This window comes from Sphingorhabdus sp. (genome assembly GCF_040079335.1).
GTDB lineage: Bacteria > Pseudomonadota > Alphaproteobacteria > Sphingomonadales > Sphingomonadaceae > Sphingorhabdus_B.
This window is the reverse complement of the sequence record NZ_JBEBKL010000061.1, coordinates 1-12,823: the sequence shown is the minus strand read 5'-3', so window position 1 is coordinate 12,823 and position 12,823 is coordinate 1. Positions and strand designations below refer to the sequence as shown.

14 protein-coding genes are annotated in these 12,823 nt (G+C 58.6%); 7 read left to right on the top strand and 7 right to left on the bottom strand.

All coding sequences use genetic code 11. The features are described 5' to 3' along the window. The first annotated feature begins 3 nt into the window (after positions 1 to 3). Together ABL922_RS13100 and ABL922_RS13095 are read left to right on the top strand one after the other, a co-directional pair. Complete coding sequence (locus tag ABL922_RS13100; RefSeq protein ID WP_349024657.1) at positions 4 to 762, top strand: NUDIX hydrolase; 759 nt, start codon at positions 4 to 6, stop codon at positions 760 to 762. 4 nt (positions 763 to 766) lie between these two features. Then, positions 767 to 2,032, top strand: coding sequence for a nucleoside transporter C-terminal domain-containing protein (locus tag ABL922_RS13095; RefSeq protein WP_349024655.1), 1,266 nt, complete (start codon positions 767 to 769; stop codon positions 2,030 to 2,032). A 1-nt stretch (position 2,033) separates the two neighbouring features. On the opposite strand, the gene ABL922_RS13090 is transcribed toward ABL922_RS13095, so the two are convergent. Next, entirely contained in the window at positions 2,034 to 2,351 is a 318-nt protein-coding gene (locus ABL922_RS13090) for a 2Fe-2S iron-sulfur cluster-binding protein (protein ID WP_349024654.1), read from the bottom strand. 152 nt (positions 2,352 to 2,503) lie between these two features. Here ABL922_RS13090 and trxB point away from each other — a divergent pair, with 152 nt between their 5' ends. Then, on the top strand, positions 2,504 to 3,457 hold the full coding sequence (trxB, locus tag ABL922_RS13085; protein WP_349024653.1) for a thioredoxin-disulfide reductase: 954 nt from the start codon (positions 2,504 to 2,506) through the stop codon (positions 3,455 to 3,457). 157 nt (positions 3,458 to 3,614) lie between these two features. Here the strand turns inward: trxB and ABL922_RS13080 are convergent, their stop codons facing one another. Next, on the bottom strand, positions 3,615 to 4,214 hold the full coding sequence (locus tag ABL922_RS13080; RefSeq protein ID WP_349024652.1) for a DUF4199 domain-containing protein: 600 nt from the start codon (positions 4,212 to 4,214) through the stop codon (positions 3,615 to 3,617). Between the two features lie 42 nt (positions 4,215 to 4,256). Beyond that, a complete protein-coding gene (locus tag ABL922_RS13075) occupies positions 4,257 to 4,670 on the bottom strand; it encodes a response regulator transcription factor (protein WP_349024651.1) in 414 nt (137 codons plus the stop codon). A gap of 97 nt (positions 4,671 to 4,767) precedes the next feature. On the opposite strand from ABL922_RS13075, the gene ABL922_RS13070 reads away from it, so the two are divergent. Continuing rightward, positions 4,768 to 5,934 (top strand): M48 family metallopeptidase, encoded by a 1,167-nt coding sequence (locus ABL922_RS13070; protein WP_349024650.1) that lies wholly within the window; start codon positions 4,768 to 4,770, stop codon positions 5,932 to 5,934. Positions 5,935 to 5,936: 2 nt separating this feature from the next. On the opposite strand, the gene ABL922_RS13065 is transcribed toward ABL922_RS13070, so the two are convergent. Both ABL922_RS13065 and ABL922_RS13060 read right to left on the bottom strand, forming a co-directional pair. Beyond that, positions 5,937 to 7,079 (bottom strand): glutathione S-transferase family protein, encoded by a 1,143-nt coding sequence (locus ABL922_RS13065; RefSeq protein WP_349024649.1) that lies wholly within the window; start codon positions 7,077 to 7,079, stop codon positions 5,937 to 5,939. Positions 7,080 to 7,101: 22 nt separating this feature from the next. Beyond that, positions 7,102 to 9,186, bottom strand: a complete 2,085-nt coding sequence (locus ABL922_RS13060) for a malate synthase G (protein WP_349024648.1) — start codon at positions 9,184 to 9,186, stop codon at positions 7,102 to 7,104. Between the two features lie 133 nt (positions 9,187 to 9,319). Between ABL922_RS13060 and ABL922_RS13055 the strand changes: the two genes are divergently transcribed. Then, positions 9,320 to 10,117 (top strand): class I mannose-6-phosphate isomerase, encoded by a 798-nt coding sequence (locus ABL922_RS13055; RefSeq protein WP_349024647.1) that lies wholly within the window; start codon positions 9,320 to 9,322, stop codon positions 10,115 to 10,117. Between the two features lie 255 nt (positions 10,118 to 10,372). Here the strand turns inward: ABL922_RS13055 and ABL922_RS13050 are convergent, their stop codons facing one another. Together ABL922_RS13050 and ABL922_RS13045 are read right to left on the bottom strand one after the other, a co-directional pair. Continuing rightward, positions 10,373 to 10,801: a DUF1801 domain-containing protein gene (locus tag ABL922_RS13050; RefSeq protein WP_349024646.1), complete on the bottom strand. Its 429-nt coding sequence runs from the start codon at positions 10,799 to 10,801 to the stop codon at positions 10,373 to 10,375. Positions 10,802 to 10,876: 75 nt separating this feature from the next. Further along, positions 10,877 to 11,845 carry a YafY family protein gene (locus tag ABL922_RS13045; protein WP_349024645.1) on the bottom strand — a complete coding sequence of 323 codons (969 nt, stop codon included), beginning with the start codon at positions 11,843 to 11,845 and terminating at the stop codon, positions 10,877 to 10,879. 88 nt (positions 11,846 to 11,933) lie between these two features. Here ABL922_RS13045 and ABL922_RS13040 point away from each other — a divergent pair, with 88 nt between their 5' ends. Together ABL922_RS13040 and ABL922_RS13035 are read left to right on the top strand one after the other, a co-directional pair. Further along, on the top strand, positions 11,934 to 12,536 hold the full coding sequence (locus tag ABL922_RS13040) for a hypothetical protein (RefSeq protein ID WP_349024644.1): 603 nt from the start codon (positions 11,934 to 11,936) through the stop codon (positions 12,534 to 12,536). Between the two features lie 50 nt (positions 12,537 to 12,586). Continuing rightward, on the top strand, positions 12,587 to 12,823 hold a 237-nt coding region (locus ABL922_RS13035; RefSeq protein WP_349024656.1), incomplete at its 3' end, for a TMEM165/GDT1 family protein.

Below are 12,823 nucleotides of genomic sequence, written 5' to 3'. Positions count from 1 at the left end.
GTCATGCCGCCCGCGACCCCCGCCGCCACCATGGTGATTTTCCGCAACAATCCGGAAGGCGGCCCACCGCTGATCCTGATGGTAGAGCGGGTGAAATCGATGGCGTTTGCCGGGGGGATGGTGGTTTTTCCGGGGGGGAAGGTCGACGATCATGACCGCGCTTATGCCGGTATCATCGATCATGGACTCGACTTGCACGAGGCGGCAGCGCGTCTGGCGGTGATCCGCGAAACGATCGAAGAGGCTGGTCTTGCATTGGCGCTGGATGGCGTAACCGATGCCGCCGATTGTGCCGAAGCGCGTGCCGCGCTGCATGACGGGGCAAGCCTCAAGGAAATCTGTGACGATAATGGCTGGACGCCGCAGCTGGATCAGCTGGTCCCCTGGGCTCGCTGGCGTCCGCCCAGCCTTGAAACCCGCGTGTTCGATACGCGCTTCTACCTGATCGATGCAGGTGATGCGCATTTGCCAGCTGTGGTCGACAACACCGAAAACCGGATGTTGTTTTGGGATAGCGCGGCAGGTGTGCTCGAAAGGGTGGTGCGCAAGGAGGTGAAGGCGATTTTTCCGACCATGCGTAATCTTGAAAGGCTTGCGCAGTTCGATAATTTTGCTGACACGGCCGTGCATGCGGCCACCCATCCGGTACAATTGATGTTGACCTATGTCGAGGAACGCGACGGCGTGCCGCACATTTGCATCCCCGAAGGCCATGGCTATCCGGTCACCGCCGAAGCGATGACCACCGCGACGCGCGGCTGATCGCTTGGCGATAGTCGCACAGCTTCAGGGGCTGCTGGGCGTTGCGCTCATCGTCTTTCTGGCCTGGGCATTTTCGGAAAATCGAAAGCAGCTGCCCGGCTGGCGGTGGATCGCGGGAGCGCTGGTGCTTCAATTGCTACTGGCCTTGGTGATCGTTCGCGTACCTTTTGTCTGGGATGCTATTGGCGTTGCCAACCATGTGGTGCAGGCGATCGAGAAAGCGACGCTGGTCGGCTCTAGCTATATGTTCGGTTATCTGGGCGGCGCACCTTTGCCGTTCGCAGTGGCTGAGGGCAGCCAGCCACCGCTGATTATCGCTTTCCAGATATTGCCGCTGGTGATCGTCTTCTCGGCAATCTCGGCCTTGCTGTGGCACTGGAAAATCCTGTCATGGATTGTGCGTGGCCTTAGTTGGGCGTTGCAACGCACCTTGGGCGTCAGCGGCGTTGTCGGGTTGGGCGGAGGCGCGAATATCTTCCTCGGTGTGGTCGAGGCACCCTTGGTGCTGCGCGCCTATTTCGAACGCATGAGCCGGGCAGAGTTGTTCATGGTGATGGCGCTGACCATGTCGACAATTTCGGGCGCAATCCTGATCCTTTATGCGACCACATTGTCGAAGACCGTGCCCGATGCTGTCGGCCATATGATCTCCGCCTCGCTGATCTCGCTACCTGCTGCTGTGCTGATCGCGCGGTTGATGGTGCCGGGGGATGGCAAGACTGCAACCGATCCAGAAGACACCAGCCTGAAATATGACAGCAGCATCGACGCGGTGATCCGCGGGACGATGGACGGGATACAGCTGTTCCTCGCGGTGATCGGGGTGATCATTGTTGTTTTCGCGTTGGTCGCGCTGGTAGATCAGATGCTCAGCATATTGCCGCTGATTGGCGGAGAAGAACTGACCCTGCGCCGCCTGTTCGGCTGGTTGTTCGCGCCCTTGATGTGGGCCATTGGCGTGCCGTGGAACGAAGCGCCAACTGCGGGCGCGCTGATGGGCACCAAGGCGATTCTGAACGAATATGTCGCCTATCTCGATTTGGCGGCGCTTCCGGCGGGAGAACTCGGCCCGCGCAGCCAGTTGATCGTCACTTATGCGCTGTGCGGCGTCGCCAATTTGGCGAGCGTCGGCCTGCTGGTCTCGACCATCGGCACGCTCTGCCCTGACCGCCGCGGCGAGGCAGCGGCGCTGGGGATGAAAAGCTGGGTTGCCGGAAATCTGGCATCCGCAATGACCGGCGCGGTCATCGGGCTGGTGACCGCCGTTTAAATCAATCTTCCGGCGCGATGGTGACGACAAGGCCTTCGAGGGCGTCGTTCATCTGGATCTGGCACGACAGGCGTGAGCTTTCGTTGCGGCTGTCGGTCGAATCGAGCAGGTCGTTCTCGTCTTCGCTCATCGCCGGAACCTTGTCGGCAAAGGCACCATCGACAAAGACGTGGCAGGTCGCGCAGCTGCAGCAGCCGCCGCACAGCGCCAGCAGCTCGTCAAAGCCGTTGTCGCGGATCACTTCCATCAGCGACAGGCCGTTTTCGGCTTCAACATCGCGGGCCGATCCGTTGCGCGAAATGACGGTAATCTTGGGCATGCGGGACTCCCCTGTTCGAAACTGTTTCGCGGGCGTGATAAAAGCGCCCTTACGTTAAGGGAAGCCTCTTTTTGTGGACAAACGATTTGAGGGCCTTGGCCTAAGCAGGCGCGCTCCCTATGTCCGCTGCGAATAGCAGCAGGATTCTCTCAATGTCGAACGATCGCCACGCCCCCGTTATCATCATCGGCTCCGGCCCGGCAGGCTATACCGCCGCTGTCTATGCCGCGCGCGCGAACCTGACTCCGATGATCATCACCGGGGTGGAAGTCGGCGGACAGTTGATGACGACGACCGAGGTCGACAACTGGCCGGGCGACGATGCCGGTGTGATGGGCCCCGAACTGATGGAGCGGATGAAGAAGCATGCCGAACGCTTCGGCACGCGGATCGAGAATGACTATATCGAAAAGGTCGATTTTTCGAAGCGGCCCTTTACTCTGACCGGTGGCGCAGGCGATTACACCGCCGATGCCGTAATCATCGCAACCGGCGCCAGCGCGCAATATCTGGGGCTGCCCAGCGAAACCGCCTTTATGGGCAAGGGCGTGTCGGCCTGCGCGACCTGCGACGGTTTCTTTTATCGCAACAAGCCGGTGGCGGTGATTGGAGGTGGCAACACCGCGGTTGAGGAAGCGCTCTACCTGGCCAATATCGCCAGCCATGTGACTTTGGTGCACCGGCGCGACAAATTGAAGGCTGAAAAGATCCTGCAAGACCGCCTGTTCGCGCGCGAGGCGGAGGGCAAAGTCACCATCAAGTGGAACCACACCCTCGACGAAGTGCTTGGTGATGCGATGGGCGTCACCGGTATGCGGATCGCCGCAACCGACGGCAGCGGCACTGAAGATGTCGAACTGCACGGCGTCTTCATCGCCATCGGCCACAAGCCCAATACCGGCATTTTCGAAGGCCATCTCGATATGGCGGGTGGCTATATCAAGGTGCGCGGCGGGGCCGAGGGGCAGGCTACCGAAACCAGCGTCCCCGGCGTATTCGCCTGCGGCGACGTCATGGACCATATCTACCGCCAAGCTGTGACGAGCGCGGGCACAGGCTGCATGGCCGCGCTCGATGCGGAGAGGTTTATTGATGCTGGCGTTTAGGCCGCTATGAACCAGCGAATTTGGTTTCTTCAGACCTAAGGTTCGTCATTCCCGCGAAGGCGGGAATCCAACACCTGCCATAGAAATTTGCACCTCGGGAGTTGGACCCCCGCCTTCGCGGGGGTGACGAAATTTCTAAAGTTCTCATGTAGTGCACTTAGCCCGCCGCCTTCGCCGGCATGAAGCTGCTATTGCGGAGCAGGGCGGCGCTGATGAAAGCGACTAACAGGCCCACTGGCGCAATCTCGCTCAAGGTAATCGTCATGCGGAACAGCGGGTTGGCATATTGTTCCTTAAAACTCGCCATTTCTGCTTTGAATTTGGCGATGTCCGCAGCGGATTTTCCATCCGCAGTCATCGACTTCACTGTGTCACGCACGTAATCAGCAAAATAATTTTCAAAGAAAGTGTAGCCGCTGCTGTACAGATAGACTTCCCAGGCCAGCACATAGAAAAGCCCGGCGACACAGGCGATGCCGATGCCAACGCCAAGAGCCGGCCAAAAACGAATGACGCCCCCTTTTTCTACATCGCGATATTGCTTCACACCCACAAACACCATGCTGAGCGCAACCAGCATGGAGAGGTAGCCGACAACCAACCCCGCCGACCCGCCCTTTGGCACGAAAGTTATTCCGAGCCACATACCGATTGCGACAATCACACCGGCGATAATTCCGTAAACGCTGATTATTCTGGTCATGCTATTTGTCCCCATTTTGCGAATGGCAGAGGCATATGGCTGCAAATTGGTCAAATATATCGCCCAAAAGGGTGATTGGGACGGTTTCATCCATTTTCACGGCAGTATATCCAGCGTCCGCGCCTTGTGGATCGCCTCGGTCCGGTTGGCAGCCTCCAGTTTCTCGAACAGTCGGGCGACATGGGTTTTGACGGTATTTGGGGAGATGCCGAGCCGCCGCGCAATCACCTTGTTCGCGGCACCCGAGGCGAGCAGATCGAGCACCTCGCATTCGCGATCGCTGATTCCGAGGGATCGGATAGCAGCGTCGTTGCGTTCGAAAACGGGCCCGCGCGGGCGCGCCGTCAGCCGGTTGCCAACCCATATGCCCAAGGCCACAAACAGGATCGCAACAATGCCTACATAAAACTCGGTCGACCAGGCGCGCACAGCATGCTTGTAATCGAGCCACTCGAGCAACAACGCCCCGCCCGCCAGCGCCAATCCATACAGGATCATCACCCTCCACATGCGCGCGAATAAACCATCTGGCGCGATGTGAAGCAAGCCACTTGCCAAAGCGAACTGTATCACTTAGTTAATACAGTAATAGCAAAAGGGGAAAATCATGGCATTTAATCCGGCAGCGGAAACCGCGCGCTATATCGACGCTCTGGGGCCAGAGGCGCTGCAGAAAGCGGCGGACTATACCAGTGCCAGCCACTGGATGCTGCTTTGGGGGTTGCTGGCATCCGCAATGGTGACATGGATTGTAGTCCGGCTCGGCATTCTCGACAAACTGTCGGCCAAGCTGGAAAAACGCGGCTGGGCGCTTCGCACATGGCTGGTCGGTGTCGTCTATTTCCTTGTCTATGCGATCATAAACCTACCCTGGGGCATTTATGAGGAATGGGGTTTCGAGAAATCCTATGGACGCACCAGCCAGTCGTTGGGCGATTTCCTGATGCAAGATGCAATCGGCACCGTGATCACGGCATTGGTCGGCGCGCTATTCTTCCTCGGCATCTACGCGCTGATCCGCAAGGCCGGGAAACGCTGGTGGCTTTGGTCGGGTGGACTTGCGGCTTTTGCCGGTGCGGCAACGATGATCCTCTCGCCCGTGCTGATCGAGCCGCTGTTCAACGAATATAAGCCGCTGCAGGAAGGCCCTGTAAAAGCCGCGCTCGTTGGCATGGCGGGGGAGGCGGGAATCCCGGCTGACCGCATCTTCGTCTATGATGGCTCGCGCCAATCGAACAATTTCACAGCCAATGTCTCCGGCCTGTTCAGCTCAAAGCGGATCGCGATTTCGGATGTCGCGCTGAAGGGTGCGTCGATTGATGAGGTCAAGGCAGTCACGGGTCATGAAATCGGCCATTATGTCAGCGGCCATATCTGGCGGATGGTGGGTGTGCTGGTGCTGCTGGCGATGGTGCTGTTCTTCCTCGCCGACAGGCTGTTCCCGCGGTTTGCCAGGCTGTTTGGCAGCAACGCGCAAATTGGCGATCCGGTCGGTTTGCCTATACTGATTTTCACCGTCGGCTTTCTAGGCTTGTTCGCTCAGCCAGCGATGAATGCAGTCATCCGGCAGGGAGAGCGCGAGGCGGACAATTATTCGCTCAAGCACGTCAATCTGCCCGACGCTTTGGCCAGCGCTTTGGTCAAGACTGCCGAATATCGCTATCCTCGGCCAAGTGCGCTGCAGGAGGCACTGTTCTACACGCACCCGAGCGTCGAATGGCGGGTGCGTAATGCGATGGAGTGGAAGGCGAAGGGGATGGCGAACGCCAAATAGCTCTAGTTGGCCAGCACCAACAGATTGTTGCGTCTAGTCATCCGGCGGTCGAGCTTGAGCGAAATTATGTCAGTTCCACCGGTTCTGCCAAGCGCTTCGTCGGCACGCGTTTTGGCCGTGGCGTCGAGCCTGTCATAATGTGCTTGGGCTGCAGATAGCATCCACAACATGTGCGGTTGGCTGCCCCGCCGGTAGGTGATGCCGCGCCAGTCAAACGCGACTTTGCCGACATGCGGATGAATTGTGCCATTGCCGTCATGCGAAACGACTGTTCCCGCTTCCTTTCCGGCTGACCACATGTTGAAGCTGGCGACGTCAGCCACCAGACCAGGCAACCAATCGGCAAACATGATGCGCATAACTGCTTCCAATGTTGGTGGAATAGCATCTTCGGCTGCATAGGCATCAGTATAGCCGGGATATTCGCCGTCACTCACCGGGCTGCTGTTCATCCTTTCGGTCCAGCGGAACAGATTGGGCGCCTTCGCTTTCATGATCCCGGCCGGAACCGGATCCCGCCCAAGATGTGCAAACAGCGGGGCCATCATTCCGAAGTCACCCCGGCTGGGGAGTCCGCCGAGCAAATAGGGGTGCCATTGGAAATGCTCGTCAAGCGCATCGATCAGATCGAGATAAGCCGCCTCGATTGCGGGAGCGGTCTCTGGAAAGACGCCAAGATTAGGCAGGAAACCGTTGAAGAAAGCCATGACCTTCGCCGCCGTGTCGCGTCGCTCCTCCCGCGTCCTATTGGCAATGATGGCCCTCCCAAATTCGGCGCGCAGAAACTCCTCCTGCTGCTCGCGGTAGGACCAGCGATAGTGCATCGCCGTCGGCAGCAGATATTCCGAACCAAAGGCATCGAACAGCAAAGAGACTAGTTTTTGCACCGGTGAAACCGGATCAACAACCGGCGCTGGATGACGGCTTTCCAGCAGATCGATGATATCGCCACTGTCTTGTACAATCTCTCCCTGTTCCGTTTCCAGAACGGGGACCGAGGATTTTCCAATCGCAGGCAGAATGCGCGCGGCAAAATCGGGATGGGACAGGTATCGTTCGCGAAAAGGGAGCCCCTTCTTCACCAGATAGGATCGTGCCTTGCCAGTGTAGAGCGAATGGGCCGATCCCCATAATGTGTAGGTCATGCCCCGAGCCTTCCCGAAAATGTCAGGCAGCCCTTTTCTTCTCCAACCGGAATTTATGCAAGAGCGGTTCGGTATAACCGCTTGGCTGAACAACACCTTCATAGACAAGCGCGCGTGCGGCCTTGAGGGCGATACTGTCACCTTCGAGTTTTTCGTACAACGGATCGCCTGCATTTTGCGCATCTACCTTGGCCGCCATTTTCGCAAACGCGGCATCGACCTGTTCGGGGGTGCACACGCCGTGGAGCAGCCAGTTGGCGATATGCTGCGATGAAATGCGCAACGTGGCACGGTCTTCCATCAGGCCGATATCGTGGATGTCGGGAACCTTTGAACAGCCAATACCCTGATCGATCCAGCGCACGACATAGCCGAATATGCCTTGCGCATTGTTCTCCAGTTCTTGGGCGACTTCTTCGGCAGACCAGTTGTGGCCGCGCGGGGCAGCGGGGATGGTCAGCAAGGCATCGAGAGCCGGGGTTTCCTTGCTCGCCAGCTCCTTCTGCACCTCGAACACATCGACCATGTGATAATGCATCGCGTGCAAGGTGGCTGCGGTGGGTGAGGGGACCCAGGCCGTATTCGCGCCCGATTTGGGATGGCCGATCTTTTGCGCCATCATGTCCTTCATCATGTCGGGCGCGGCCCACATGCCCTTGCCGATCTGCGCTTTGCCTGACAGGCCGCAGGTGAGGCCGATCTGCACATTCCGCGCCTCATAGGCCTGAATCCAGGATGAGGTTTTCATATCCGCCTTGCGGATCATCGGGCCTGCCTGCATCGCCGTGTGCATCTCGTCGCCGGTGCGATCTAGGAAGCCGGTGTTGATGAAAACGATACGGTCGCGCACGGCATAGATGCACGCGGCAAGGTTCGCACTGGTGCGGCGTTCCTCATCCATTACGCCGACCTTGATGGTGTGCCGGTCGAGCCCGAGCAGGTCTTCGACCGCGTCAAACAGGTCATTGGTGAAGGCACATTCTTCCGGCCCGTGCTGCTTGGGCTTGACGATATAAATGCTGCCGGCACGGCTGTTGCGATATTTGCCGAGAGCCAGAAGGTCATGCATCGCGCAGAGCGAGGTGAAGAGCGCATCGAGAATGCCTTCGGGGGCTTCGCTGCCATCGGGCAGGCGCACCGCCGGGTTGGTCATCAAATGGCCGACATTGCGCACGAACATCACCGAGCGGCCGTGGAGCAGTTCCTCTTCCCATTCGCGGTCGTCTTCGAGTGCGCGGGTCATGGTGGCGCCGCCCTTTTCGAAGCTCGCGGTCAGATCGCCGCGCATCAGGCCGAGCCAATTGGTATAGCCCTTCACCTTGTCTTCGGCATCGACTGCCGCGACCGAATCCTCAAGATCGATAATCGTCGTCAGCGCGGCTTCGAGGATGACATCGGCGATGCCCGCCTTGTCGGTCCTGCCGACCGGATGCTCGCGGTCGATGACGATTTCGATACCAAGGCCGTTGTGGCGGAGCAATATGTCGTCGCCGCGGCGGATGATAGGAACCGAGGCGTCGGCAAGCTGCAGGTCGCCGCCATCCCAGTCAGCCCAGCTACCACTTGCGAGCGGTACGGCAGAATCGAGGAAGCCGCGAGCATAGGCAATTACTGCGTCGCCGCGCGCTGTGTCATAGCCACCGGGGCGGGCTGCGGGGGCATCGAGCACATCGGTGCCATAGAGCGCGTCATAGAGGCTGCCCCAGCGCGCATTGGCGGCGTTGAGGACAAAGCGGTCGTTGAGCGCGGGAACGACCAGCTGAGGGCCAGCCATCGTCGCGATTTCGGCATCGACGTTGAGCGTGCCGATTCTGAAGCCGGTGGGTTCAGGGACGAGATAGCCGATCTCTTTGAGGAACGCCTGATAGGCTTGCATATCCGCAATCGGCCCGGGATTGGCCTTGTGCCACGCATCCAGCTTTGTCTGCAAATCGTCGCGTTTGGCGAGCAAGGCGCGGTTGACGGGAACAAAGCGCGCGAGAATGTCGGCCAGCCCCTGCCACAACGCGTCGGCCTGCACGCCGGTTTCCGGCAAGGCTTTTGATTCGACAAATTCTATGAGGGCGGACGCAACCTGCAATCCGGCGCGATCTACATATGTGGTCATTTTTGGCTCCAGAGTGAACAATGGTGCCCGGGGAGAGTTATATTGTTCGCCGCGCCCTAGCGAGACTTTGCCCAATTCTAAAGCGGAAAGTTGGATAGGATATGGTAAGCTGTTGCTGCTAAAGGGAGTTTCGATGTTTCTTGAGCGCCAATTTGTCGAAAAGCCTTGGGGGCGGGATGACCTCCCGCCTGAGTTTGGCGCGCTCGGCGGACAACGGATCGGTGAAATCTGGTATAATGGCGCCGGACAAACGCCGCTTCCGTTGCTGGTCAAATGGCTATTTACGTCGGAGAAGCTGTCGATTCAGGTGCATCCTTCGGACTCGGACGCGCATCGGCGCGGCTCACCGTCGGGCAAGGAAGAATGCTGGTATATCGTCGATGCCGAACCGGGATCGGTCTTGGGCATTGGCACTAAGCATGTGTTGTCTGCAGAAGAATTGCGCGCCGCATCGCTTTCGGGCGAAATTGAGGAAACTCTTGACTGGAAGCCTGTCCACGCTGGCGACTTTTTCTACATCCCGTCCGGTACTGTTCACGCCATAGGCGCGGGCATCACGCTGGTCGAGGTTCAGCAACCTGCGGACATCACCTATCGCCTGTACGACTATCGACGCCCGCGCGAATTGCATCTTGAAGATGGCGTCGCAGTGGCGCTTCCGGTGCCTTATTCGGACGCACGGTCGGGGCATGTTGCTGGGAACCACAAATTGGTAGATGGACCCCATTTCTGGCTTCACCATATTGTCGATGATGCAGGAAAAGGTGAAATCCAGGAGGCAGGGCCCTTTTGGCTGGTGCCGGTTTCCGGACATGCGACTTTTGACGCAAAGCCAATTGTCCGTGGCGATTGCCTGATGGTCGATTCGCTGGAGCAACTGCAAGCGGACCAAAATTCTTCGCTGTTGATTGCCGGAATTGCGACGAGTTGAAGAGTTACCCGCGAATTCATGTTAAGTGCAGCTTGATTGGGAAAACCCGTCTGTTAGATAACCGACTTTACAAATTCCGGAAGGGCGATCGCCCGCCGCATATGTGAGTGAATGAGGGATGGAAGACAGAGAATTGATCGCGCTCGGCTTAGTTGCCCTGATGTTGATCATCGGTGTTTTTTTGGTCGCCCGGAGATTAAGCGCCAAGCGCGCTTTTGAATATCGCCAGTCGGGCCGCGGCAAAAGCCTAGACGACTAAGCTGGCGGATATTTCGCCGCCATATATTTGAGCGAGCGAACACACAGCTCCTCCAGCACGGCCTCGTCGATGTCCGACAGCCTTTTGACATAGAGGCAGGATTTGCCGGTCTTATGCTTGCCAAGGCGCGCCATCAATTCGGGCTGGCCTTCAAAACCGTCGATCAGATAGAGCACTGTCTGCCCCTTGCGCGGGGAAAATCCGATGCGGCACATATCGCCTTCGCGCCCGCTGTCATATTTGTAGTGATAGCTGCCAAAGCCTATGATCGACGGGCCCCAAAGCTTTGCGGGCTCACCCGACAGCCGCTCCATCAAAGCGCAAATCTTTTCCGCGTCGGCACGCTGATTGGCATCGACAACCTGGGCGATAAAGTCGTCGACGCTGACGGCGGTTTCCTTGGTCTTGTTATCCGTTCTGGCCACGACTTTCTCCTCCGGCGAGCATTCTATATCTTTTGACGGATCAAGCCAATTCCCCAGCTTTCGACCTTTGCCATATCATTCACTTTCTCCCTTGTTCAGCGCCGCGATGCCACTGGCCAGCGCGCGGACGCGTTTGCGAAAGGATACGGGCGACAGGATTTCAACTTCGGCACCTAACATCAGCATTTCGCGTGCACCATGATCGCTGTTCTCGATTGCCATTTCGGCAACCGCCCAACCTTCGTCGCCGAGTAGTGCCGATCGCGCCGCTGCCGCACCGCGCGGCGATAGCGCCGCGAGCCGTTTCAGCCCTAGCGGAGAAAGCCGGAGCGTTGCCGTTTCGGAAAACAGCTCGGCCTCGAATCGCGCCTGCTCCGCCTGCCACCAGACAGTGAGATCGAAATCGTTCGGTCGTTCAAACCCGTCATCCAGCAAGTCCAGCGACTGGATATCGGCGATGTTGAAGATACGCACCTTCGCATGCCCACGCGCCACCAGATACCAATGGCCCGCCTTTAGCACGAGGCCATAGGGTTCGACGCTCCACTCGGCCCGCGCTCTCCAGCTATCATAGGTCATTGCCAGCACCCGGCGGTCGAGCACCGCACGGGCGATGCGCGAAAGGAAAGGCGTCGGTCGAGCCACCCGGTACCAGTCTGTACTGTCAAGATGGAAGCGCCCGGCGATCCGATTGGCTTCCTCGCTTCCGGTTTTTGGCAGCGCGGCGAGCAGCTTGTTGCGCGCCCGCGCCGCCGCGTCGCCCAGCCCCATGGCCTGAGCCTCCCCCGGCAGACCGATCAGCAGCATCGCTTCGGCTTCAGACGCGTCGAGCCCGGTAAGTTTGGTCTGGTATCCTTCTAGCAACTGGAATCCGCCACCGGGGCCCCTGTCACCGTAAACCGGAACGCCTGCGGCGCTCAGTGCATCTATATCGCGATAGACGGTGCGCACAGAGACTTCGAATTCTTCCGCCAACTCATCCGCCGTCAGCCTTTGCCGCAATTGCAGCAAGATCAGGATCGAAAGAAGGCGGCTCGCGCGCATTTATTTTGCCTAGCAGAAAATAACTGACAATTCCTGTCAGTAATTTCACTGTAACAAGGGGCAATCTGGATTCAAGAGAGGCAGGCGCATGGAACGACGGACGATATTGCAGGGCGGCACCGGATTGCTGGTTGGCGCGCTTGCAGCCCCGCTTTCGGCAGGCGCCGTTTTAGGAGGCCATATGGAAGCAGTTATCGACACAACATATTCCCCCGCAGCCAAGGGCATTGTCACGGGCAAAGGCGTCGGCGATTTTGATTTCCTCGCCGGTCAGTGGCGCATCCGGCACAAACGATTGAAGGATGGCACCAAGGATGAATGGCAGCGTTTCGACAGCAGCGCGACCGTTCACCGCGTCTTGAACGGCATGGGCAGTATCGAGGAACTGCGCAAAGCCGATGGTAGCGACATGGGGATGGGCGTACGCGTCTGGCTGCCTCAGGAGAAGAAATGGGCCGACCATTGGACCGGCGCCGGCAATGGTATCGTCAACCCGCCCCAAAAGGGCGAGTTTATCGACGGCGAAGGCGTGTTCATTTCCGATGAGGAACTCGACGGCGTCAAATGGCTGTATCGCGGCGTATGGGACCGGATCACCCCTACCGGCTGCCGCTGGCACCAGTCTTCCTCAAACGATGGTGGCAAAATCTGGGAATGGAACTGGTGGATGGAGTGGACGCGGGTGGTGTAATGCTTTCCGACTTGGCTTGAGCACCGCTGCGTGCCAATGGCGCGGCCATGCTGACCGCTTTCCTCGCCTCCACCGCCATCGTTGCCTTTGCCGAAATTGGCGACAAGACCATGTTGCTCGCCATCCTGCTCGCCACCCGTTTCCGCGAGCCTGTGCCGATCATCTTCGGCATTCTTGCTGCAACCTTGCTCAACCACGCGCTGGCGGCTTTTACCGGGCAGCAAGTGGCCGGACTGCTCGACGCGCCCTGGTTCCGCTGGGCGGTCGCCCTCGGTTTTGTCGCGATG